21 protein-coding genes are annotated in these 24,064 nt (G+C 58.0%); 20 read left to right on the top strand and 1 reads right to left on the bottom strand.

All coding sequences use genetic code 11. The features are described 5' to 3' along the window. Positions 1-15 precede the first annotated feature (15 nt). Complete coding sequence (locus WCS52_08700) at positions 16-1,788, top strand: formate--tetrahydrofolate ligase (protein ID MEI6167262.1); 1,773 nt, start codon at positions 16-18, stop codon at positions 1,786-1,788. A gap of 13 nt (positions 1,789-1,801) precedes the next feature. Then, the gene (folD, locus tag WCS52_08695) at positions 1,802-2,686 is read left to right on the top strand and encodes a bifunctional methylenetetrahydrofolate dehydrogenase/methenyltetrahydrofolate cyclohydrolase FolD (GenBank protein ID MEI6167261.1); all 885 of its coding nucleotides are present in this window, start codon (positions 1,802-1,804) and stop codon (positions 2,684-2,686) included. Here folD and WCS52_08690 read toward each other — a convergent pair. Further along, entirely contained in the window at positions 2,660-3,601 is a 942-nt protein-coding gene (locus tag WCS52_08690) for a 4Fe-4S double cluster binding domain-containing protein (protein ID MEI6167260.1), read from the bottom strand. The two genes, folD and WCS52_08690, sit on opposite strands and share 27 nt — an antisense overlap. Positions 3,602-4,100: 499 nt before the next feature. On the opposite strand from WCS52_08690, the gene WCS52_08685 reads away from it, so the two are divergent. The 18 genes from WCS52_08685 to trpD all read left to right on the top strand — a co-directional run bounded on the left by WCS52_08685 (position 4,101) and on the right by trpD (position 24,061). Then, a complete protein-coding gene (locus WCS52_08685; protein MEI6167259.1) occupies positions 4,101-4,979 on the top strand; it encodes an aldose 1-epimerase family protein in 879 nt (292 codons plus the stop codon). 100 nt (positions 4,980-5,079) lie between these two features. Further along, entirely contained in the window at positions 5,080-6,351 is a 1,272-nt protein-coding gene (locus WCS52_08680) for a Gfo/Idh/MocA family oxidoreductase (protein MEI6167258.1), read from the top strand. A 2-nt stretch (positions 6,352-6,353) separates the two neighbouring features. Then, positions 6,354-7,730 (top strand): aspartate aminotransferase family protein, encoded by a 1,377-nt coding sequence (locus WCS52_08675; protein ID MEI6167257.1) that lies wholly within the window; start codon positions 6,354-6,356, stop codon positions 7,728-7,730. Continuing rightward, positions 7,727-8,656, top strand: coding sequence for an N-acetylglucosamine-6-phosphate deacetylase (locus WCS52_08670; GenBank protein ID MEI6167256.1), 930 nt, complete (start codon positions 7,727-7,729; stop codon positions 8,654-8,656). The genes WCS52_08675 and WCS52_08670 overlap by 4 nt, the downstream gene beginning before the upstream one ends. An 88-nt stretch (positions 8,657-8,744) precedes the next feature. Next, positions 8,745-10,004 (top strand): tagaturonate epimerase family protein, encoded by a 1,260-nt coding sequence (locus tag WCS52_08665; protein ID MEI6167255.1) that lies wholly within the window; start codon positions 8,745-8,747, stop codon positions 10,002-10,004. 19 nt (positions 10,005-10,023) lie between these two features. After that, positions 10,024-11,103 carry a sugar kinase gene (locus WCS52_08660; protein MEI6167254.1) on the top strand — a complete coding sequence of 360 codons (1,080 nt, stop codon included), beginning with the start codon at positions 10,024-10,026 and terminating at the stop codon, positions 11,101-11,103. A 52-nt stretch (positions 11,104-11,155) separates the two neighbouring features. Beyond that, positions 11,156-12,073 carry an SDR family oxidoreductase gene (locus tag WCS52_08655; protein MEI6167253.1) on the top strand — a complete coding sequence of 306 codons (918 nt, stop codon included), beginning with the start codon at positions 11,156-11,158 and terminating at the stop codon, positions 12,071-12,073. A gap of 51 nt (positions 12,074-12,124) precedes the next feature. Continuing rightward, positions 12,125-13,411, top strand: a complete 1,287-nt coding sequence (locus WCS52_08650) for a lactate racemase domain-containing protein (protein ID MEI6167252.1) — start codon at positions 12,125-12,127, stop codon at positions 13,409-13,411. 7 nt (positions 13,412-13,418) lie between these two features. Next, positions 13,419-14,276 carry an SDR family oxidoreductase gene (locus WCS52_08645; protein MEI6167251.1) on the top strand — a complete coding sequence of 286 codons (858 nt, stop codon included), beginning with the start codon at positions 13,419-13,421 and terminating at the stop codon, positions 14,274-14,276. A gap of 22 nt (positions 14,277-14,298) precedes the next feature. Continuing rightward, positions 14,299-15,753, top strand: a complete 1,455-nt coding sequence (gene gnd, locus WCS52_08640) for a decarboxylating NADP(+)-dependent phosphogluconate dehydrogenase (protein MEI6167250.1) — start codon at positions 14,299-14,301, stop codon at positions 15,751-15,753. Between the two features lie 157 nt (positions 15,754-15,910). Next, complete coding sequence (locus WCS52_08635; GenBank protein MEI6167249.1) at positions 15,911-16,951, top strand: ABC transporter permease subunit; 1,041 nt, start codon at positions 15,911-15,913, stop codon at positions 16,949-16,951. Positions 16,952-16,959: 8 nt separating this feature from the next. Beyond that, positions 16,960-17,796: a TatD family hydrolase gene (locus tag WCS52_08630; GenBank protein MEI6167248.1), complete on the top strand. Its 837-nt coding sequence runs from the start codon at positions 16,960-16,962 to the stop codon at positions 17,794-17,796. A 34-nt stretch (positions 17,797-17,830) separates the two neighbouring features. Next, the gene (gene pgm, locus WCS52_08625; GenBank protein MEI6167247.1) at positions 17,831-19,480 is read left to right on the top strand and encodes a phosphoglucomutase (alpha-D-glucose-1,6-bisphosphate-dependent); all 1,650 of its coding nucleotides are present in this window, start codon (positions 17,831-17,833) and stop codon (positions 19,478-19,480) included. 388 nt (positions 19,481-19,868) lie between these two features. Further along, positions 19,869-20,288, top strand: a complete 420-nt coding sequence (locus WCS52_08620; GenBank protein ID MEI6167246.1) for a hypothetical protein — start codon at positions 19,869-19,871, stop codon at positions 20,286-20,288. A gap of 175 nt (positions 20,289-20,463) precedes the next feature. Then, positions 20,464-20,883: a hypothetical protein gene (locus WCS52_08615; protein ID MEI6167245.1), complete on the top strand. Its 420-nt coding sequence runs from the start codon at positions 20,464-20,466 to the stop codon at positions 20,881-20,883. Between the two features lie 132 nt (positions 20,884-21,015). Next, a complete protein-coding gene (locus WCS52_08610; GenBank protein MEI6167244.1) occupies positions 21,016-22,470 on the top strand; it encodes an anthranilate synthase component I family protein in 1,455 nt (484 codons plus the stop codon). Next, positions 22,467-23,054: an aminodeoxychorismate/anthranilate synthase component II gene (locus tag WCS52_08605; GenBank protein MEI6167243.1), complete on the top strand. Its 588-nt coding sequence runs from the start codon at positions 22,467-22,469 to the stop codon at positions 23,052-23,054. Before WCS52_08610 ends, WCS52_08605 begins: the two co-directional genes overlap by 4 nt. Continuing rightward, on the top strand, positions 23,051-24,061 hold the full coding sequence (gene trpD / locus WCS52_08600) for an anthranilate phosphoribosyltransferase (protein ID MEI6167242.1): 1,011 nt from the start codon (positions 23,051-23,053) through the stop codon (positions 24,059-24,061). The genes WCS52_08605 and trpD overlap by 4 nt, the downstream gene beginning before the upstream one ends. The last annotated feature ends 3 nt before the right edge of the window (positions 24,062-24,064 follow it).

Below are 24,064 nucleotides of genomic sequence, written 5' to 3'. Positions count from 1 at the left end.
AATAAAGGACTATTTATGACACGACCGATTTTGGATCCGACAAAGATGAAGGACTGGCAGATTGCCGAAGCCGCCGAGCAGACCATGAAGCCGGTCATGCAGTTGGCCTCGGAGTTGGGACTTCACGAAAGCGAAGTGATCATGATGGGCCGGCAACTGGCCAAAGTGGACCAGCGCGCGGTGATGGAGCGCATCGGCTCCAGGCCCGTGGGCAAGTATATCGATGTCACGGCCATTACCCCCACGCCGCTCGGCGAGGGCAAGACCACCACCACCATCGGGCTGATTGAGGGGTTGTCGGTGCTGGGCAAGAGTGTGACGGGCGCCATCCGCCAGCCCAGCGGGGGCCCGACGTTCAATATCAAGGGCTCTGCGGCGGGCGGTGGCCTGGCTCAGTGTATTCCATTGGCTCCTTTTTCGATTCGCATGACGGGGGATATCGACTCCATCACCAACGCGCACAATCTGGCGCTGGTGGCCTTGACCTCCCGCATGCAGCACGAGCAGAACTATGATGATGCCCGTCTGGCCAGGACCGGCATCCGCCGCCTGAACGTGGACCCCGCGCGGGTGAGCGTGAAGTGGTGTATGGACTTCTGTGCCCAGAGTCTGCGCAACATCACCATCGGCCGGGGCAGTAAGATGGACGGCTTTGAGATGGAGTCCGGCTTCCAGATTTCCGTGGGCAGCGAAGTCATGGCCATTCTGGCGGTCTCCAAGGATCTCAAGGATTTGAGGCAGCGCCTGGCGAAGATGGTCCTGGCCTGCGATAAGGATGGCAATGAAATCACCACCGCTGACCTCAAGGTGGACGGGGCGATGGCGGCCTGGATGGTCGAGGCCATTCATCCCACGCTGGTGCAAACCGTTGAGGGGCAGCCGATCTTTGTGCATGCCGGTCCATTCGCGAATATCGCCATCGGGCAGAGCTCCATTATCGCCGATGAAATCGGGACCCGGCTGGCGGACTATCATGTCACCGAAAGCGGGTTTGCGGCGGACATCGGGTATGAGAAATTCTGGAACCTGAAATGCCGGTTCTCCGGCCTGAAGCCGAGTGCGGTGGTGTTGGTGGCGACGATCCGCGCGCTCAAGATGCATGGCGGGGGACCCGCCGTCAAACCCGGCGCCAAGCTCGATGAGGCCTATACCCGGGAGAATCTCGGGCTGCTTGAGAAGGGGTGCGAGAACCTCATTGCCCACATTGAAATCATTAAAAAGTCCGGGGTCCGTCCGGTGGTCTGCATCAATGGCTTTTACACGGACACGCCGGCCGAAGTGGCGTTAGTGAAGAAGATCGCTCAGCAGCATGGGGCCTATGCGGCGCTTTCCCAGCATTGGCTCAAGGGGGGCGAAGGGGCCCGCGAGCTGGCGGAAGTGGTGGTGACGGCGGCCAATGAAAAGAATGACTTCAAATTCCTGTACGATCTCACCACCCCGCACCGTCAGCGGATTGAGTTGATCGCCAAGGAAATCTACGGGGCTGATGGCGTGACGTTCAGCGATGTGGCGATGGAGAAGGTGTTGAAGTTCGAGGCAGATCCCGCCACGGCGGCGATGGGCACCTGCATGGTGAAGACGCATCTCAGCCTCTCGCATGATCCCAACCTCAAGGGACGGCCCAAGGGCTGGACCCTGCCGATCCGCGACATGCTGGTCTATCGGGGCGCCGGCTTTGTGGTGCCGGTGGCGGGCGAGATCAAGCTGATGCCGGGAACGGCATCGGAGCCAGCCTTCAATAATATTGATATCGATGTGGAGTCCGGCCGGGTAAAGGGCCTGTTTTAAGTCCAAGGAAACCATGACCGCAAAAATTATCGATGGAAAAGAGATTGCCCGGCAGATTCGTGAAGAACTGGCGGTTGAGATCAGGCAGCTGAAGGAAAAAGGGATTGTGCCCGGGTTGGGCGTGATTCTGGTCGGCGATGATCCTGCCTCGCGGTCCTATGTGACAGCCAAGGAAAAAGCCTGCCATGAGATCGGGATCTTCTCGGATGACAATCGGCTCCCGGCTGATGCCACCCAGGCCGAACTGCTGGCCTTGATCCGGAAGATGAATGCCGACCCGAAAATCAATGGCATCCTGGTGCAGTTGCCGCTGCCCAAGCAGTTAAATGAGAGTGAAGTCCTGGTCACCATCGATCCGGATAAGGATGTGGACGGGTTCCACCCCACCAATGTCGGGCGGATGGTCGTGGGCGAAAAAGCCTTTTTGCCCTGCACCCCGCATGGGGTGTTACAGATGCTGCTCCGGAGCGGCGTAAAGGTCGAGGGCGCGCATGCGGTCATTGTCGGGCGCAGCAATATCGTTGGCAAGCCGTTGGCCAATATGCTGATGGCCAAGGGGCCGTTGGGCAATGCGACGGTGACGGTCTGTCATACCAAGACCAGGAACATCGCGCACTATACGCGGCAGGCGGATATCGTCATTGCGGCGGCGGGGCGTCCGAATACGGTGACTGCGGATATGATCCGTGAGGGCGCCGTGGTGATTGATGTCGGGGTGAACCGCATTGAAGACGCCACCAAGAAGGCGGGCTTCCGGTTGGTTGGCGATGCCGACTTTGAAGGCTGCATGGCCAAGGCGAGCATGATCACGCCGGTGCCCGGCGGGGTGGGGCCCATGACGATTACCATGCTGCTCTATAACACCGTCGAATCAGCCCGGCGCGCGAACGGCCTGTAACGCCCGGCGGGCATTGCGGTGCCATCGTTCCAGGTCAGTTTCGGAAATGTACCAGAAGAGCGGATAGACGAGCTTCTGGTAGGTCTCCGCATCCATGCTGGCGAGCGATTCCGGCGTCAGCTGGTTGGCGACGGACTCAATCCAGGAGGCCGGCTCAAGGCGCTCCCATTTCCCCCGGTTCATCGGGCAGGCATTCTGGCAGTCATCACAGCCATAGACCCAGGGCCCCATTTTATTCCACAATTCATCGGGGATCGGCTGGTCTTCCTCATAGGTCAGGTAAGCGATGCAGCGCTTCATGTCCACCACATAGGGTTCACTCAGGGCGCAGGTCCGGCAGGCGTCCAGACAGGCCCGGCAACCGGGCGGGCAGGGGGCCGCCAGTGCGGAAGGGGCGTCGGGCTCAATTTCGGCATCTATCAACCACGCCTCGATATTCAACCATGAGCCGCACCCTTCGGCATAGGCGAACCCGTTACGGCCAATCTGAACCAGCCCTGCCCGCACCGCGGCTTCGCGGCAGGGAATCCCTCCGACTTTGACGCGATGGCCCAGTGCGCTGAGTCCCTGCTTCATGCGTTTGGGCAGGGTAGTGTCCGGACAGGCCTTGATGCGGCGGTCACAGAGATAGTTGCGGCCGATATGGCGGGTGATGGCATTGGGGACATCATATTTCCCGTAGCGCCGGATGGCGACGACAATCGATTTTGCCCAGGGCGCAAAGGTGGAGGGATTGATGCGGCGCTCCATTCCCTGATAGAGGGCGGCGGCATCCGGGAAGCGGGCGGATAGCTGGGTGAGCGCCGTCTGATAGTCATCAAACGGCTGCATCCCGGTGATTCCGCAGGCATGGTATCCGAGATCCGTGGCCAGCGCCTTGATTTGAGCCTTCATGGTCATGAGGGCGCAAAGCATAGCGCAAAACCGGGCCAATAAAACGCACAAAATAAAGAGAACGTTTACCACGGAGGAGCGGAGATTTAGGGAGAGAATACAAATATAATGGTGCGGGATTTGTAATTCCGGAGTACCCGAATTACAAATCCCGCACCGGTTTTTCTGGAGTAATACCAAGTGAGTGGAGCTAAAGATGACGTGCTGTGCCGCGAGTTTACCTGCAGTGAGTTATTTGAGGTATCGAAAGGCACTCCTGTATTCCTCAAGGAAACCGTGGCGTTTATTTCGGCCACATGTACTCATGGGGGCGAAATAAACGCCACATTTGCATTTCCTGCTCTCTCTCTAAATCTCCGCTCCTCCGTGGTAAAGTTCCTTCTTTTCCCGTCAGTGCGAATAAGCGAAATTCCACTTTTACAGTATTTGGATTCGCCTGTCCTAGGTTCTGGCTCGACGTTGGTTTCAAAATAGAGTCAATTAACCCCTTTGGTTTCAAAACGGAGCTGAGGAGTGAAATATGCAGAATACGATTAAAAATTCACTGTTGTCGGTGACGGTCAAACGTCATGGCGCGGAGTTGTGCGGGTTGAAAGCGGCGGATGGCACGGAATACCTGTGGCAGGCGGATCCGGCCATCTGGCCCCGGCATGCCCCGCTGCTGTTCCCCATTGTCGGCAAACTCGCCGGCGGGCGTTATCGTTTCGAGGGGCGTGACTACGAGATGGCCCCGCACGGCTTTGCCCGGGATACGGACTTCGAGTTGTTGGACGCCTCGGATAGTTCCCTGTCGTACCGGCTCCAGGCATCGCCTGCCACCCGGAAGCAGTATCCCTTCGATTTCTCGCTCGTCCGCCACTATCGCCTGTCGGGGGGCACGGTGGAGGTCACCACGGAGGTGACCAATACCGGGACCACCGTCATGCCGTTTTCCATTGGCGAGCATCCGGGGTTTGCGTTGACCTGGGGGGCCGGGGACAAGGTGGAGGACTACGCCTTGAAGTTTGAAAAGGCGGAACGGCTGGATACCCATTTGCTCGATGCCAATGGCCTGCTATCCGGTAAAACGGAGCGGGTGTTGTCGAATAAGAGCGTGCTGCCGCTCCGGCGCGACCTGTTTGACCGCGATGCCTTGATTTTTCTGAAAATCAAATCCCGGAAGGTCAGCTTGTGCTCGCGCCGGCACCCGCGCCGGGTGACGGTTGAATTTTCCGGTTATCCCGATCTGGGCATCTGGGCCAAGCCCGGCGCCCCGTTTGTGTGCATTGAGCCCTGGTATGGCCATGCCGATCCGGCCAGCCACGATGGCGAACTGATGAATAAACCCGGCCTGATCATGCTGGAGCCAGGGACCTCGTTTGCCTGTGACTGGCGGGTGGTCATCACCTCGGCTGGATGAGGTTGATTTAATCCTTTTGCATATCTCATACGAATGAGGTTGACGTGTTGGCGGCGATTTGATGTAGTGCGGCCATCAGTTTGAAAAAAGGAGTTAATGAATGAGTGAGCGCGTGAAGTTGGATGTCATGATTGTGGGCGGGGGCATGATCACCAATGATCTGATCCTCCCTTCGGTGTACCATCTGCAACGGGTGGGGGTCGTTGGACGGATCGAGGTTTGTGCGTTGAACAGCGCTCCGCTGAAGGCGCTCAAAGACAGTCGCGAACTCAAGGAGGCGTTTCCGGGTCAGGATTTTGAGGCGTATCCACCCCTGACCGAGCCGCCGGACCGGATGTTCCCTGCGCTCTTTAATGAGCGGTTGGCCGCGCTGGCGCCCCGCCAGGCCGTCATTGTGGCGGTGCCGGACCAGTTCCATTATGAGATTGTGAAGGCGGCCATCCTGAAAGGTCAGCATGTGCTCTGCGTCAAGCCGCTGGTCCTGTCCTATATTCAGGCGGTGGAGATTGAGAAGCTGGCCCTGGAGCGGGGATTGTTTGTAGGCGTTGAGTATCACAAGCGGTTCGATGTCCGCTCGCTGATGGCCAAGCGCCAGTATGCGTTGGGGCAGTTCGGCGAGTTCAAAATGGGCGATGCCAAATTGTATGAGCCCTACTATTACCGGCATTCCAATTTCCAGAACTGGTTCACCTGCGACAAGACCGATCCCTTTGTTTATGTGGGCTGCCACTATGTTGACCTGGTCTATTTCATCACCGGGCTCAAGCCGGTCTCGGTGTCCGTCTCGGGTGTCAAGGGCCTGTTCCCCAACGGGAAAGAGGGCTATCTCTGGGCCAATGGCCGGATCCGGTATGAGAATGGGGCCCTCCTGACGGTGAGTGACGGGCTGGGTTATCCGGATTCCGCCGCGGGCAGCAATGATCAGGGGCTGCTGATGTACTGCGAAGGGAAAGACCGGACGGGCATGATCCAGCATAATGACCAGGATCGCGGGGTGCGCCACAATTACCTTGAGGAGATCGGATGCGCAGGGACACGCTACAACTATGTCAGCCCGGACTTCTATCGGCTGGTGCCCTGGGAAGGGGCGGGATACAAGCCGGTCGGTTACGGATATGCGTCGGTGGCCGCCAGCATCGAGACCATGAGCCGGATTGAAAATGAGACCGTGAGTCTCCCTGAAAAAACCGCCTTGCCGAAACGCCGCGAGCTCATTCGTGAGGTCGATGCGGCCGGGTTGCTCGCCACTCCGGCCAACAGTTACATCAATGAACTGGTCGTTGAGGCGGCACGTCTATCGATTGTGGCCGATGGGGAATGGGTAAATATTGTCTATGGTGATCAACCGCACGTTGAAGCAAGAAGGAAGTAATTATGGCTGAATATAGTCTGACTCCAGTTGTTGTTCCGCATGTAAACACAAAGTTCCGCACGATTTGCACGGCGATTCCGGTGCCGGAATCGTTACCGGTCTTCGAGGCGTTGCGCATCTCCGAGCCGCGATCGATGGCCGGTCAACCGCCGATTGTCTGGCACAAGGCCGAAGGCGCCACCATCTCGGACCGCTGGGGGAACCGGTGGATTGACTGGTCGTCAGGGGTCTTGATCACCAACGCGGGGCATGGGCATCCCGCGATCTGTAAGGCCATCCGTGAAGTGCTGGACCGCCCCCTGCTGGCCACCTACGTGTTTCCTCATGAAGGGCGGGCCACCCTGGTCAAGATGCTGAGCGATCTGGCCCCGGATCCGGATAATTACCTGGCCTTCCTGCTCAGCACGGGTAGCGAAGCCACGGAAAACTGCATCAAGCTGTCCAAGACCTATGCCCTCGAGAAGCACGGGCCGGGCAAGAAGTACATGGTTACCTTCAACAATGCCTTCCATGGCCGCACGATGGGCGCCCAGTTGGCGGGCGGCATGGCGAAGTTGAAAATCTGGATGGGCGAGCCGGATGCGTCGTTTGTGCAGGTGCCTTTCCCGGATGGGTATAAGAACCAGGATGTCTCCTTTGACCTGTTCCTGAAGACGTTGAAAGAGAAGGGCGTCACCCCGAAAGAGATCGCCGGCGTGATGGTGGAGAGTTATCAGGGGATTGGCCCTGATTTCCTGCCGGTGGAGTATGCCCAGAAAATGGCCGCCTTCTGTCGCGAACACGATATCGTCCTCACGATGGATGAGGTTCAGGCCGGGTTTGGCCGGACGGGCAAACTATTCTGCTTCCAGCATTACGGGATCACCCCCGACCTGATTGCCTGCGGTAAGGGCATCTCCTCTTCGCTGGCGATCTCGGCGGTGATCGGGCGCAAGGACATCATGTCCCTCTATCCTCCGGGCTCCATGACCTCCACCCATTCCGCGTCGCCGCTGGCCGTCGCTGCGGCCATTGCCAACCTGAAGGTGCTCAAGGACGAGAAACTGGTGGAGCGTGCGGAGCGGTTGGGCACCTGGTTTGTGGCCGAACTGCGCCGCATCCAGGGGCGCTATCCGTCCGTGTTGGGCTGCTGTCAGGGCAAGGGCATGGTCGCCGGTATCCAGGCGGTCAAGGCGGGAACCCGGACGCCGGATCCGGCTCTGGCACTGAAGATCAACCTCGCCTGTCTGTACCGCGGGCTGATGATGTTCGCCCCGGTGGGAATTGCAGGGGAGTGCATCAAGATTGCGCCTCCGCTCAGCATTGATGAAGAGGCCTTGCGTGAGTCCCTGGTGGTGTTTGAAGCGGCGGTTGACGAGGTGATGAAAAGTCACTCATGAGCAACCTGCCGATGAACCGTGTGGTGCCGGATGGCTGGGTTGACCTCCAGGTTAACGGTCATGTCGGGGTGGATTTTTCCTCCCCCGGCCTGACGGTGGCGGATGTTCGCCGGGCGACCGTGGATCTGGTGAAGCGTGGGACGGCCGCGTATTGCCCTACGATCGTGACCGCCGAGCTGGCGCGGTATGAGGAAAATCTGCCCGTTCTGGCCGCTGCGATGGAGGAGCCGGATCTCCAGCCCCACCTGCTCGGGGTTCATCTGGAAGGGCCTTTTTTATCGCTCGACGGCCGGGGTGCCCATCAGGCGGCACTGCTGAAGAAGCCCGATGTGCAGCTGCTGGACCATTGGCTGACGCTGGCAAAGGGGCACATTGCCTTACTGACGGTGGCCCCGGAAATTGAAGGGGCCGAAACGCTGATCAGGCACGCGGTGACCCGTGGCGTGGTGGTTCTGCTTGGACATCATGTTGCAGATGGGGCGAGTATTGACCGGGCGGTCCGGGCGGGCGCCCGCGGTTGTACCCATCTGGGGAACGGTATCCCGAACACGTTGCCCCGGCATCCGAACCCGATCTGGTGCCAGTTGGCCGAGGACCGGTTATCCGCACTGTTGATCACGGATGGCCACCACTTGCCCAAGGAGTTTGTGTCCGTGGCGTTGCGCGCCAAAGGGCTTGACCGGTGCATTGTGACCAGCGATGCGGCGCCGATTGCGGGACTTCCGCCCGGCCGCTATAACTGGATGGGGACTGAGCTTGTCAGTGAACCATCAGGCCGGATCGCTTTGGCAAATGGGTCTTCCCTGGCCGGCTCCTCTGCCACTATGGCGGACTGTATCGCCTGGTTACGATCATGGAGCGATTTGTCTGAGGCAAACATGCTCCGGCTTGGGCGGGACAACCCGCTTCGGTTTCTCGGGAGATAGGATTTTGTGCGAAAGACGGCGAAGGGCGCAAAAAATATTCAGAAACAGTTTTTAATTTCTAACAGATGCGATTAAAAGGGAGAGCGCAATGCAGATGAAACTACCGAAATTTACCATGGGTGTGGGCGATCGTTTCGCGCGGGAGGGGAATGCCCAGTTGACGGCCTTACTCCGCGCCCGGGAAGAGGGGATTGAAGTCTCGCCGGTCTGGAACAAGTCATTCCGCGAACACTCCATCATCCATACCGAGCCTCCGAGTGTGCGCAAGGCGGCCGATGCGGCCGTGGCGGCCATGGGCTGGTCTTTCCCTTACTTTGTCGATGCCGACCACATCAACTTTAAAACGGTGGACGGGTTTATCTCCTCCAGCGATTTTTTCACCCTTGACGTCGCCAGCGCGATCGGGACGGCCGCCGAGCCCGCCGCAGTCAAGGCGTTCGTGGAAAAATACAGCAGCTGGTGCGGGGAGTTGCCGGTCGAAGGGCTCGCCGAGCCGCTGGTCATTACCCGTGACCTGCTCGAACGGGTGGCCGGGAAATATCTGTTTGCCATCCAGGAGGCCGGCCGGATTTACCGTAAAATCGAGGCGCAGAAAGGGGCTGGCAAATTTGTGACGGAAGTGTCCATGGATGAAACCATGACGCCGCAGACGCCGCCCGAGTTGCTTCTGATTCTCGCGGCCATCGCGGATGAGGGGATTCCGGCCCAGACGATCGCGCCGCGTTTCTCCGGTCGTTTTAACAAGGGGGTGGACTATGTCGGGGACGTGACGCAGTTCGCCCGTGAGTTTGAGGCGGATGTGGCCGTGATCCGGCTCGCCTGTCAGCGGTTCAACCTGCCGGCCAACCTGAAGCTGAGTGTCCATTCGGGAAGTGATAAATTCGAGATTTATGGCCCGATCCGGGAAATCTTGCAGAAAACCGGCGCCGGACTGCACCTGAAGACGGCCGGTACGACCTGGCTTGAGGAAGTGATCGGGCTGGCGGAGGCGGGCGGCGATGGGCTGGTGATTGCCAAGGAGGTCTACACGGCGGCGCTCGGCCGGTTTGATGAACTGTGCGGGCCTTATGCCGAAGTGATTGATATTGACCGTAAGGCACTGCCTTCGGCTGAACAGGTGGCGCAATGGAACAGTGCCGCGTTTGTGGCGGCGTTGCGTCACAACAAGATGGTGCCCGGCTATAACCCCAATCTCAGGCAGCTGTTGCATGTCGGTTATAAGGTGGCGGCGGAAATGGGCGACCGGTTCCTGAATGCGTTGGAGACGCACCGGGGCAGTGTGGCACGCAATGTGGAAGCCAACTTTTACGGACGGCATATTAAACTTGTTTTCCCGGTAACGAAGTAATTAGAGAAAGGTTCCCATCATGAAGATCGAGTTGAAAAAAGAGTTCAAGTATTCACTTCTTGTCCCCACCAGCATGGGGCTCCGCCTGACCCCGATCAACGGCCAGCCGGTGCATTGCAGTAACACCTTCACCCTTCAGGCCACCAGTGCCGAGACCAATGTGGCCAGCGTGGCCTCCTATCTCGGGCTTCCGGTCAAAATCCTGACGACCTTTGTCAAGGACAGCCCGATGGCCCAGATCATCAAGGACAACCTGGCCAGCCGGCATATGCTTTACGAAGGCAAAGAAGTGGTGCAGGACGGACCCTGGGGCTACCGGCACCAGATCAACATCGCCGATAGCGGGTACGGGTCCCGTGGACCGCGCGTGTACAATGATCGCGCGGGTGAAGTCGGTCGCACGCTGAATGTGAAAGATTTCGATCTGGACCGGATCTTCGGTAAAGAGGGGGTGCAGATCGTGCATTTGTCCGGATTGGTCGGAGCCTTGTCGCCGGAAACCGGTGCCTTCTGTCTGGCGCTGGCCCGTGCCGCGAAAAAGCATGGCACCCGCATCTCCTTTGACTTGAACTACCGCGCCTCGTTCTGGAAGAACCGGGAGAAGGAACTCCGCGGGATCTTCAGCGAAATCGCCAGTGTTTCCGATATCCTGGTCGGGAACGAAGAGGACTTCCAGCTTTGCTTGGGGATTGAGGGCCCGGAAGCCGGGGGTAAAGGGCTGGCCGCCAAGATGGCGGGATTTAAGGGGATGATCGAACGCGTCAGAGTGGCCTACCCGAATGCCTCCGTTTTTGCCACGACGTTGCGTGAGGTCATCAGTGCCCAGCAGCATCTGTGGGGGGCCGTCATGCTGGCCGGGGATGACTGGCATGTCGTCGAGCCGCGTGAAATCGGGGTATTGGACCGGATTGGCGGCGGTGATGGCTTTGTGGGCGGAATGCTGTATGCCATCCTCAAGGGGTGGGCGCCGCAGAAGTGGATCGAGTTCGGCTGGGCTAGCGGGGCCTTTGCCACGACGGTTCTGACGGACTACGGGCAACCGGCGGATGAAGAACAGATCTGGAGTATCTGGCAGGGTAACGCGCGCGTTAAACGCTGACCTGGATGACATTGTATTTGCGCATAAACGTTCTAAATGGAACAGTACGGCCATGATATTAATTACAGGTGGTTGTGGATTTATTGGCTCGCACATCGCTGAAGCGTTAGTGGCAGAGGGAACGAAGGTCCGGGTCTTTGATAATTTCTCCAGCGGAAAACTGGAAAACCTCAAGGGCTTTGGTGAGGGGATTGAGGTCATCCGCGGCGATGTCTGTGATCCTGAGGCGTTGCGTGCCGCCATGAAGGGCGTGTCGCGGGTGTTTCATGAGGCGGCCCTGGTGTCCGTAGGCGTTTCCGTTGAAAAGCCCATCGACAATGACTCGATCAACATTCGCGGCACGTTGAATGTGCTGCAGGCTGCCCGTGAGGCCAAGGTCAAACGCGTGGTGTTCGCCACCTCGGCGGCGGTGTATGGCAATAATCCCGTGCTCCCCAAGCGCGAGGATATGTTGCCTGAACCGGAATCCCCCTATGCCCTGGGAAAATTGACAGGTGAGTATTACCTGAAACTGTACAGCAGCCTGTATGGGGTCGAAACCGTGGCCTTGCGCTATTTCAATGTGTTTGGCCCCCGGCAGGACGGGAAGTCGATGTACTCAGGGGTGATCTCGCGGTTTACGGATGACCTCCGGAGTGGCCGGATTCCCACCATCTTCGGCGATGGCCAGCAGACCCGTGACTTTGTGTATGTCAAAGATGTGGTGCAGGCCAATCTCCTGGCTATGCGGTCGGCGAAAGTGGGGCACGGTGAGGTATTCAATGTGGCGACCGGCAAGACGGTGTCATTGCTGCAACTGCTGGATGCCCTGAAAACCATCATAGGCGTTCAGGTCACCCCCCAATTCAAGGAGGCACGTGCCGGGGACATCAAACATTCCCTCGCGGATATCTCCAAGATTCGTGAGGCCCTGGGGTATGTCCCCAAGTTCGGGTTGGAAGAGGGCCTCAGAGCCACCTCAAACGTATGAGATCGTGATATGACTTGCATGATTTGCAGGTGAATGGATAGGATTTCTCCCATGAAAACCATCGGATTAGGATTTTCGGATAAGGCGGTCACTGAGGTGGAGGCCAGGCGGATTTGTCAGGAGGCGTTTGCCTCCTGGAAGGTGCGCGGCCGCAAAGTACTGGTTGTTATTCCGGATGCCACGCGGTCCTGTCCGCTGGGCATGATGTTCCGGCTGGTCCAGGAGGCGGCCGGGGATGCGGCGCAATTGGATTTCATGGTCGCCCTGGGAACGCATCCGCCTATGCCGATGGATCAGATCTATGCCCGCGTGGAGATCACCGAGGAAGAGCACCGCTCGAAATATGCCCGCACCCGCTTTTTCAATCATGAGTGGAACAATCCGGAGGCGCTGTTCGAGGTCGGCCGCCTGTCCAAGGCCGATGTCCGGGAGTTAACGGGGGGCCTGTTTGAAATGGACGTGGGCGTCTCGATCAACCGGATGGTGCAGAATTACGACCTGCTGGTGATTCTGGGGCCGGTGTTCCCCCATGAAGTCGTCGGTTTCTCCGGCGGAAACAAATATTTGTTCCCCGGCATTGCGGGTGAGGAAATCCTGAATTTCTTCCACTGGCTGGGCGCGGTGATCACCAATCCGATGATCATTGGCAGCAAATGGACCCCGGTGCGCAAGGTCGTGGACCGGGCGGCGTCCCTGCTGAAGGTGGAACGCAAGGCGTTATGCATGGTGGTGAAGGGGCATGATCTGGCCGGGCTGTATGCCGGCACGCCTGAAGGCGCCTGGGAAGAGGCTTCCGATCTCTCCCGGAAGATCCACATTGAATTCAAGGATAAGCCGTTCCATACGGTGCTCTCCTGTGCGCCGAAGATGTATGACGACCTGTGGGTGGGCGCCAAGTGCATGTATAAACTGGAACCCGTCGTCGCGGATGGCGGGACCCTGATTATTTATGCCCCGCACATCACCGAGGTATCGGTCTCCCACGGCCGGTTGATTGAGGAGTTGGGTTATCATACCCGTGATTATTTCCTGAAACAGTGGGATAAGTTTAAAAATTACCCTTGGGGCGTGCTGGCCCATTCGACCCATGTGCGTGGGATTGGCACGTATGAAAATGGCGTGGAAAAAGGGCGTGTGAACGTGGTGCTGGCGACGGGGATCCCGGAAGCCATTTGCCGGAAGATCAATATGGGCTGGATGGATTACCGGACCATCAACCCTGCAGATTATGTCGGACGTGAGGATGAGGGAATTCTGTATGTGCCCAAAGCGGGCGAAATTCTGTACCGGCTGAAACATGCGCCGGCGGAACTGGGTGGCTTGGAAACAACTAAATGAGGTGTGTGTGAAAGTACCGATGACCGTGAATCTTAAGGGACAAGTCGCGCTGGTGACCGGCGGCGGCGGAGTGTTGTGCAGTACGATGGCCAAGGCATTGGCCCAATGTGGCGCTAAGGTGGCGGTGGCCGACCTCAAGCAGGAGAATGCGGACCGGGTTGCGGCCGAGATCAAGGCCGCCGGCGGCCAGGCCATCGGCGTGGCGTGCAATGTCCTCGACAAGGCCAGCCTGGAGCAGGCGAATGTTCTCGTCGAAAAAGAGCTGGGCGCGGTATCGATCCTGGTCAATGGCGCTGGCGGCAATCATCCCAAAGGCACGACCTCACGCGAGTACCTGATGCCTGAGGATCTGAACCAGGCGGTCGAGGGGATCACCACGTTTTATGATCTCGATCCCAAGGGCATCGAGTTTGTGTTCAATCTGAATTTCCTGGGCACGCTTCTGCCGACCCAGGTGTTCACCAAGTCCATGGCGAAAGCCGGGGCAGGGGTGGTCATCAACATTTCCTCGATGAATGCCTTTACCCCCCTGACGAAGATTCCGGCGTATAGCGGCGCGAAGGCGGCGGTGAGCAATTTCACGCAATGGCTGGCCGTTCATTTCTCGAAGGTCGGGGTCCGGGTCAACGCGATTGCCCCCGGCTTTTTCCTGACGGATCAGAACCGGGCGTTGCTGACCAAGCCGGATGGAAGTTTAACGGCGCGCGGGAACACGATCATTGCCCACACCCCCATGGGAAAATTCGGCTCGTCCGAAGATCTGGTCGGGGTCCTCTTGTGGCTGGTGAGTGCGGAAGCCGCGGGATTTGTGACAGGGACGGTGATTCCCGTGGATGGCGGGTTCAGCGCATTCAGTGGCGTATAAATAATTACTAAATGGAGAAATAATGATGCAAAAAGCAGATATCGGATTGATCGGGTTGGCGGTAATGGGCGAAAACCTGGTGCTCAATATGGAGAGCAAGGGTTTCACCGTGGCGTGTTATAACCGGACCACCAGCAAGGTGGATGAATTTATCGCCGGCCGCGGTAAGGGAAAGAATCTTCTCGGCGCCCACAGTATCCCCGAGTTGGTCAGCCAGCTCAAGAGTCCCCGGAAAATCATGTTGATGGTCAAGGCTGGCAAGCCGGTGGATGAGTTCATCGAGCAGTTGATTCCTCATCTGTCAGCGGGCGATATCATCATTGATGGCGGAAACAGCCATTTCCCGGACACCACGCGCCGGACGAAATATGTTGAAAGCAAGGGCTTGCTCTACATCGGCACCGGCGTCAGCGGCGGTGAAGAAGGCGCCCTGCTGGGCCCGTCCATCATGCCCGGCGGCTCGCCTGCGGCCTGGCCCCATGTGAAGCCCATTTTCCAGAAGATCTGCGCCATGACGGACAAAGGCGAACCCTGTTGCGACTGGGTGGGTCAGGACGGTGCCGGCCATTTTGTGAAGATGGTTCACAACGGGATTGAGTATGGTGATATGCAGATGATCTGCGAAACCTACCACATGATGAAAAATGGTCTGGGCATGACCAATGCCGAAATGCATCAGGTGTTTACCGAATGGAATCAGGGCGAACTGGATAGCTATCTGATCGAGATCACCCGTGACATCCTGGGCTACAAGAATGAACAGGGCCAGGAAGTGGTGGATCTGATCCTCGATGCAGCCGGCCAGAAGGGAACCGGTAAGTGGACCGTGATTGCGGCCCTGGATTCCGGAATGCCGCTGACCTTGATTGCCGAGGCCGTGTTTGCTCGCTGCATTTCAGCCATCAAGTCCGAGCGCGTTGCCGCCTCGAAGGTGCTGGTGGGCCCCAAGGCCGTGTTCAAGGGGAACAAGGCGGCCATGATCAAGGATCTGCGCAAGGCGTTGTATGCCTCGAAGATTGTGTCCTATGCCCAGGGCTATCAGGTAATGCGGGCGGCGGCCAAGGAAAATGGCTGGGATCTGAACTATGGCGGGATCGCCTTGATGTGGCGCGGTGGCTGTATCATCCGCTCCGCCTTCCTGGGCAAGATCAAGACGGCGTTCACCAAGAACCCGGGTCTCGATAATCTGCTGATGGATCCCTTCTTCCAGAAGGCGACGGCGCGGTCCCAGACTTCCTGGCGGAAAACGCTTTCCATGGCGATCAAGCTGGGAATCCCGATGCCTTCGATGAGTGCGGCCCTGAATTATTATGACGGGTACCGCTGTGAGCGGTTGCCGGCGAACCTGCTGCAGGCGCAGCGCGACTACTTCGGCGCCCATACGTATGAGCGCGTGGACAAGCCGCGCGGGGAAGCCTTCCATACCAATTGGACAGGATCCGGTGGCTCGACCGTGGCGACCACCTACGTGGTCTAAATCAGATTCAGGAGGGGGTCGACTACGAAACACGCGAAAGGGGGATTAATACTTTTTCGCGTTTTTAGCGTGTTTCGCGGTTAAATTTTTCTTCTTGGGGCTAATCGCGTGTAGTATTCTCCGTGTCTCCGGTTTTTGGGAGGCACGGAGTTTTTTTATGGAGCGGACCACTTATTTTATCAGGCGGTTGTTGCTGGTGATTCCCACGTTTCTGGGAATTACCCTCATGTGCTATGGCCTGGTTCAGGTGGTGCCCGGCGGGCCGGTGGAGCAGATCATCATGCAGATGAAAGGCATCAACGCCGGGGAAGGGAAGATGGCGGCGGGCGCCTCGGGGACCATTACGGCGGAACAGCGCAAGGCGCTGGAAAAGCATTTTGGCTTCGATAAGCCGTTTCTTACCCAATATTGGAAGTGGCTGGTCCACGACCGGCTGGGGATGCAGCAGGACTCCTTCAAGTATCCCAATAAGACCGCCTGGCAATTGATCCGGGAGCGGATGCCGGTGTCGCTGGTTTTCGGGCTGACCGGCGTGGTCCTGAGTTACTTGATCTGTATCCCGCTGGGAATCAGCAAGGCACTGAAGAATGGCAGCGCCTTTGACCTGGGGTCCAGTGTGATCGTGCTGACCGGCTATGCGATTCCCACCGTGGCTTTTGGAATGGTGCTGAAGATGCTGCTCTGCGGTACGGCGGAAAATCTATGGGATCTCTTTCCGCTCTCCGGGGTTCATTCGGAGTCCTATCAATCCCTCTCCTGGCTGGGGCAGGTGGGTGATGCGATCTGGCATATGGTGCTGCCGGTGCTCTGCTATGTCATCGGGGGATTTGCGGTGTTGACCCTGCTGATGAAAAATTCACTCCTGGATCAGATCGGTAAGGATTATCTGCGAACGGTCCTGGCCAAGGGCGGGTCAGCCCGGCGGGCGGTGTGGGGCCACGCTTTGCGCAATGCGTTGATTCCAATTGCGACTGGGATCGGCGGCATTCTGGGCGTCATGTTTGCCGGCTCCGTCATCATTGAACAGATTTTCGAGATACCCGGGATGGGCCGGCTGAGTCTGGAGGCGATTGTCGGACGTGACTATCCGGTGTTCATGGGCATCCTGGCCCTGACCTCCATTCTGGGACTTCTCGGTAACATTATTTCGGATTTTTGTTATACGTTGATTGATCCAAGGATAACTTTTTCCAAATAGGGGCTGCTATGACCATTATTGAACCGCATATTCACATGTATTCGCGGACGACCGATGATTACATCAACATGTACCTGGCCGGTATCAGGGCTTGTGTGGAGCCCTCCTTCTGGATGGGGCGCAATCGCCGGTATGCAGGAACGTTCTTCGATTACTTTGATCTGATTCTCGAGTTTGAAACGGTCCGGGCGCGGCGGTTTGGCATCGATCATTATGCCGCCGTGTCGCTCAATCCCAAAGAGGCCGAGGATATGGTTTTGGCCAAAGAGGTGATGGATGGCCTGGAGCCGTATCTCATGCATCCGCGTTGTGTGGCCATCGGGGAAATCGGGTTCAACGCCATCACGCCCAATGAGGAAGTCGCCTTTGTCCGTCAGCTTCATCTGGCGAATGAGCATCACATGCCGGTGATTGTGCATCTGCCGCATGTGGATAAACTGAGGGGAACCAAGCGGACCATTGAAATCATCAGGGCGGAACGGATCAATCCGGACTGGGTGGTGATTGATCACAACACCGAGGAGACAATCCTGCTGGCCCGCGAGAGCGGCTGCTATTGCGGGATGACGGTCTATCCCATTTCCAAACTCAATCCGGAGCGTGTCGCGGCGATTATCGGCGAGTATGGCAGCGAACGGATGATCGTGAACGGGTCCGCCGATTGGGGCGTCTCCGATCCCTTGAGTCTGGTCAAGGTGGTGGAGCGGCTCCGCCTGGATGGTTTTCCCGATGCGGATATCCGGCGGCTGACCTGTGACAATGCGATGGCCTTTTACAGTCAATCGCCCAACTGGAAGCCGGACTTCACGATCCAGCCGCTCGATCCGCGCGAATTCCAGAGATAAACTGAATGATTAAGAAGCTAAGGAGTCAATCACTATGAGTAACATTCATCCTCTCGCCGGGAAACCGGTTCCCCGCACCCTTCTTGCCAACATCCCCCGTCTTGTCTCCGCCTACTATTCAACCAAACCGGATGTCCGTATACCCGGGCAGGAGGTCAGCTTCGGGACGTCCGGGCACCGCGGTAATTCGTTGAAGGTGAGTTTCAACGAAGACCATATCCTGGCGATTGTTCAGGCCGTCTGTGATTTCCGTAAAGCCAAGGGGATCCAGGGGCCGCTCTTTTTAGGCATGGACACCCATGCGCTTTCCGAGCCTGCCCACATCACCGCCATCGAGGTGCTGGCGGCCAATGGGGTGACGGTCATGGTGCACAAGGGGCTCCAGTATACGCCTACGCCCGTGATCTCCCATGCGATCCTTACCCATAACCGGGCCGGGACCGGCGGGGTGGCCGATGGGCTGGTGATCACCCCGTCGCACAATCCACCCGACAATGGCGGGATCAAGTACAATCCCCCTGATGGCGGCCCGGCTGACACCACGATTACCGGGGTTATCGCCAAGGGGGCCAATGACTACCTGCTGAACGGGTTGAACGGCGTCAAGCGCATCTCCTATGAACGCGCGTTGAAGGCCGCTAGCACGGTGATGTACGACTATGTCACCCCGTATGTGCAGGATCTCGCGAATGTCGTGAACTTGGAGGCCGTTGCCGGGGCCAAACTGAAGTTGGGGGCTGACGGGCTAGGGGGGGCGGGCGCCGCCTATTGGGAGGTGATTGCCGACCTGTATAAATTGAACATCGAAACCTTCAACACGATTCCTGATTTCACCTTTGGATTCATGACCCTGGACTGGGATGGCAAGATCCGGATGGATTGTTCATCCCCTTACGCCATGGCCGGGTTGATTGCCTTGAAGGATCGGTTTGATATCGCCTTTGCCAATGACCCCGATTTCGACCGGCATGGGATTGTCACGCCGTCTGCCGGCCTGATGAACCCCAATCACTATCTGGCTGTGGCCATTGATTACCTCTATCGGAACCGACCGGGATGGCGGAGTGATGCCGCCGTGGGCAAGACCCTGGTGAGCAGTTCCATGATTGATCGGGTGGCGGCCGGGCTTGGACGAAAGCTCTGTGAGGTGCCGGTCGGGTTTAAGTGGTTTGTCTCAGGGCTGGTCGACGGCTCGTTCGGATTCGGTGGTGAAGAGAGTGCGGGTGCCTCCTTCCTCCGCCATGACGGCTCCGTCTGGACGACCGACAAGGATGGCATCATCCTGGCCCTGCTGGCCGCCGAGATCACGGCCGTTACGGGGCGCGATCCTGGGCTCCATTATCAGGATCTGACAAAGAAATACGGGGCACCTGCCTATGAACGGATTGATGCGCCGGCCAATGCCGTCGAGAAAGCGGCCTTGTTGAAATTGACCCCGGCCGCCGTCACAGCGAAAACGCTCGCGGGCGAAGCGATCACAGGTGTCTTCACTACCGCCCCCGGAAATGGTGCTCCCATTGGCGGGCTCAAGGTCACCACGGCCAGTGGCTGGTTCGCCTCCCGCCCGTCCGGCACGGAGGACGTGTGCAAACTGTACGCCGAGAGTTTCAAAGGCCTCGAGCATCTCCATCAGATCCAGCACGACGCCCGGATTCTTTGTGCCGATGCCTGCCGTGAAGGTTGAATTTACTGAACCGCCCCCTCAGCCGTCATCGAGCCCGCGCCACCACTGCCGACACCGGAAACCCCGCGCGCATACGTACGTGGGCCTTTTCAGTTCTTGATAAAACTCATCTCCCTGTTGCAAATCACCCATTACCCATTACCAATAACTTCGCTTTCTTTCCGCTTTCCCCTCCGGTTCATCTTCGGTACATTGCTCCGAATGTCACTTTCAAATACACCCGCTAATCGCCCGAAAGCCATGGCTAAGCGCATCGGAATTGCCAAGGAAAAATTTGTAGTGTTAGATGATTTTAATGCGGCGAATCCGGAAATCGAGCGGATGTTTTCCGCCGGGGGGCTAATGCCACCCCGCGGAACAAGATCTAATAAATAATTGGAGTTGTCTCATGAAACGATTTTTCCGAACCCCAAGTATCGTCATGGCGGAAATATTGATATTCGCGGCAATGATGGCCGTCATCTGGTTGGACGAGTTCATGGATATACCCTATCGCCTGTTTGGGGCGCCGCCGACTCCATATCGATTGGCGGAGTACATTATTGAAACGGCTTCGTGCGCGGTGGTTGGGGTTGTGATCATCATAGGCACTGTCATGATATTACGGCGCATAGACCGGTTGGAGAAGTACCTGCGAGTATGTGCATGGTGCAGAAAAGTGTGGGTGGGCGACCGTTGGGTTCCCTTTGAAGAATACTTGTTACAAGAGCATATGCTTAAGGCCAGCCACGCGATGTGTCCTGAATGCTTTCATAAAATTGAAGCCAACTCACCGGATGAGAAAAGCGCCCAAAAGGCTGCTTATTAGCCTGCAGCCGCCGGGACGTCGGCCGCCACCTGTGCTTCGCTCTATTGCGGAATCGGTTGTTGTCAATAAATGGCATTTCTTTCTTTCCGGTGGGTTGTTAGCATCGGGCCCGTAATACCGGATGGATCACCGCGAAGGGTGGTGGACTGAATCCGGGATGCAGAGGAGGCTGAGCATGCGTCTTTTTTCTAAACTGGCTAGACTGAGTGTGGTGGTGTGCGCGTTGGCGCTGCTTGCCGGATGCGGCGAAAGGCCGAAAATCGCCTATTATCTCATCTATCCTGCGGCGGGCGAGCCCAAGGTGACGGATGCGGATGAGACGCGCCTCAAGGAGGTGCTGGATCGGGTGGCCACCACCTACCAAATGTCCAAAACCAAGCCGAGCGATCTGGATATCATCCGCTATTATCAGCCGACCCCGAGTTTGACCATCGCCTTTTATGCCAAGCGGACCAGCGGCAGAATCGCGGTGCATTTGATGCCGTTAACCCGCGGTCTGGACAGCCGGGAATATTACCAGCAGTTCCATCGCGCTTTGGTTGACGCGTTGTCCCAGAATTTCCCCGGCCGGGTGGCCTCCATGAAGGAGCCGTGAGGGAAGCCAGTGGGCAGTGGGCAGTAGGCAGTGAGCAGCCTCCGTCGCCAAGGCTATGGAGGCCAGGGTGGGCAGGGGGTGCTGATTTTTTCTTTGACTTTCCTCGCGGTTGTTTCTATACATAGAAACATTATGTATCCCAATGAAAAAGATTATGCCGGACTGGCGCGGGCCTATGACATCGTGCCGGTGTACAAGGAAGTCCTCGCTGACACGGAGACTCCGGTCTCCGTGCTGCAGCGTTTCATGAACCGGGAGAACGTCTTTCTCCTGGAAAGTATGGAGGGCGGCGAAAAATGGGGACGGTATTCCTTTGTCGGGATTGATCCGCGTCCGTTCCTGGAAGTGGACCACCGGCAACCGGGAAAAGGGCTGGAGGAGATCCGGCGGATCTTCAAGGGGGTCCGGGTGGCGGCGGTTCCGGGGCTTCCCCGCTTTATCGGGGGGGCCGTGGGATTCATCGGCTACGAGGCGATGGGGGAGTTTGAACGCATGCCCGCGCCCAAGGAAGGCCGGCCGGGAATGCGGCTGCGCAGCCGGTTCGTTCAGGCGGACCGGATGATTGTATTCGATAATATCCGCCACACGATCAAGATCGTTGTCTGCACCCGACCGTCCGAATCTCCTACGCCGGAGGCGGCCTATCGGCGTGCCGTTTCGGAAATTGAAGGGATTGAACATACCCTGAACCAGCCGATGGCACGGCCGGTGAGCCGGCGGAGTGCGGGCGAAGTGGCCTTTGAATCGAACCTGACGCAGGATCAGTTTTGCGGGATGGTCAAGCGGGCAAAGGAGTATATCACGGCCGGCGACATCATTCAGGTCGTCCTAAGCCAGCGGTTCTGCGCCACGGTCGACCTGCCGCCCCTGGATCTGTATCGCGCTCTGCGGCTGTTGAATCCTTCGCCCTATACGTTTTTCCTGAAACTGGGAAGCCAGACCCTGGTGGGGTCATCTCCTGAAGTCATGGTACGCCTGACCGGCAGTCGCGTGGAGTTGCGACCCATTGCCGGAACGCGTCCCCGCGGGAAGGACGATGCCGAGGATCGGGCCCTGGCGGATGAATTGCTCTCGGACGAGAAAGAACGGGCGGAACATGTCATGCTGGTGGATCTCGGGCGTAATGATATCGGCCGGCTTTCGGAGATGGGCAGCGTGCAGGTGACGGATTATATGGTCATCGAGCGTTACAGCCATGTGATGCATCTGGTGTCGCACGTCCAGGGAGTATTGCGGAAGGAATTCGACGCCTACGATGTGATTCGAGCCACGTTCCCGGCGGGGACCCTGTCCGGTGCCCCGAAGATCCGCGCCATGGAGATCATCCATGAGTTGGAGCCCGGGCCGCGCGGGGCGTATGGTGGGGCCGTGGGGTATGTGGGGTATGATGGCAATATGGACCTGGCGATCACCATCCGGACCTTGGAGCTGGAGGGAGGGACCGTCGCGATTCAGTCGGGTGCCGGCATTGTCCATGATTCTGACCCGGTGAAGGAATATCAGGAAACCTGCCACAAGGCGCGGGGCATGCAGAAGGCCGTGCAACTGGCGGCCCGGGCGCTTGAGCTGGAGGGAGAGGTGGTATGATTATATTAATCGATAATTACGATTCCTTTACCTACAACCTGGTCCAGATGATGGCGGCCATTGGTGCGGATATCCGGGTGTTCCGGAACGATGCCATCACGGTGGATGCCGTGGAAGCGCTGAAGCCGGAGGCCGTGGTCGTCTCGCCCGGACCCTGTACGCCCAAAGAGGCCGGAATTTCCGTGGAGTTGATCAAGCGGATGAGTGGACGGATCCCGGTCCTGGGGGTCTGCCTGGGCCACCAGTCGCTGGGGGTCGCCTTCGGGGCGACCGTTTCCAATGCCAAGCGCATTATGCACGGCAAGGTATCGCAAGTGCGTCACGATGGACAGGGTCTGTTCAAAGGGATGAGCAACCCCTTTCAGGCGGGGCGGTACCACTCGCTGGCGGTTCTGAAAGAGACGCTGCCGCCTGAACTGATTGCCAATGCCTTCAGTGAGGACGATGAGATCATGGGGATGCAGCATGTGACGCACCCGACCTACGGGGTCCAGTTCCATCCTGAGTCCGTTTTGACGCCGACCGGGAAACGGTTGTTGCGGAATTTTCTGGATATTGTGGCCGAAAAGAAAGCCGTGTCGTGAAAGAGGTCCTGCAGAAGTTGATCGCAGGCCAGAACCTGAGCACCCCGGAAACGGTGGCGGCCTTTGACCGGATCATGGATGGGGACGCGACCCCGGCCCAATTGGGAGCCTTTCTCACTGCTTTGCGGATCAAGGGCGAAACCATTGAGGAATTGACGGGGGCCTGCGCCTCCATGCGACGGCATGCGGTCTTTATTGATCCCCGCGGCAAGACGGTGGTGGATACCTGCGGGACGGGCGGAGACGCTTTGGGCACCTTCAATATTTCAACCACCGCCGCCTTTGTGGTCGCCGGGGCCGGGGTGCCCGTGGCCAAGCACGGGAACCGCTCCATCACCAGCAAATGCGGTTCGGCGGATGTGTTGGCGGAGTTGGGCGTGAATCTGGAGGTATCGCCCGATGTCATGGAGGAATGTATCCATGAGGTGGGGATCGGATTCCTGTTTGCGCCGAAACTGCATCCAGCCATGAAGCATGCCATGGGTCCGCGCAGGGAGCTGGGCTTCAGGACGATTTTCAACCTGTTGGGGCCGCTGGCCAATCCAGCGGGTGCTCGTTGTCAGGTGCTGGGGGTGTTCGCGCCGCAATTGACCGAGATGTTTGCCGAAGTCCTAAAACATCTCGGAAGTCAGCGTGTGTTTGTGGTGCATGGGCAGGATGGGATGGATGAAATCACGGTGACCGGTACGACCCGGATCAGTGAGCTACGCGATGGGGCTGTCCGGACCTATAATTTCGACCCCCTGACGGTGATGGAGGACTATGCCGATCTTTCAACCCTGGCCGGCGGGGATCCTAAACAGAATGCGGTGATCACGAGTGCGATTCTGAAGGGTGAGAAGGGCCCCCGGCGGGATATTGTCTGCCTGAATGCCGCGGCCGGGCTGATCGCCGGCGGGAAAGCTCGGGACTTCGCAGAGGGCTTCCGCTTGGCTCAGAAGACGATTGACAGCGGGGCGGCCTGGCATGTGCTTGAAGGGTTGATCCGCAAGACGCAGGGTTCATAATCC

It is taken from the genome of bacterium, from assembly GCA_037128595.1.
Lineage (GTDB): Bacteria > Verrucomicrobiota > Kiritimatiellia > CAIKKV01 > CAITUY01 > JAABPW01.
This window is presented reverse-complemented; position numbering and strand designations above follow the sequence as displayed.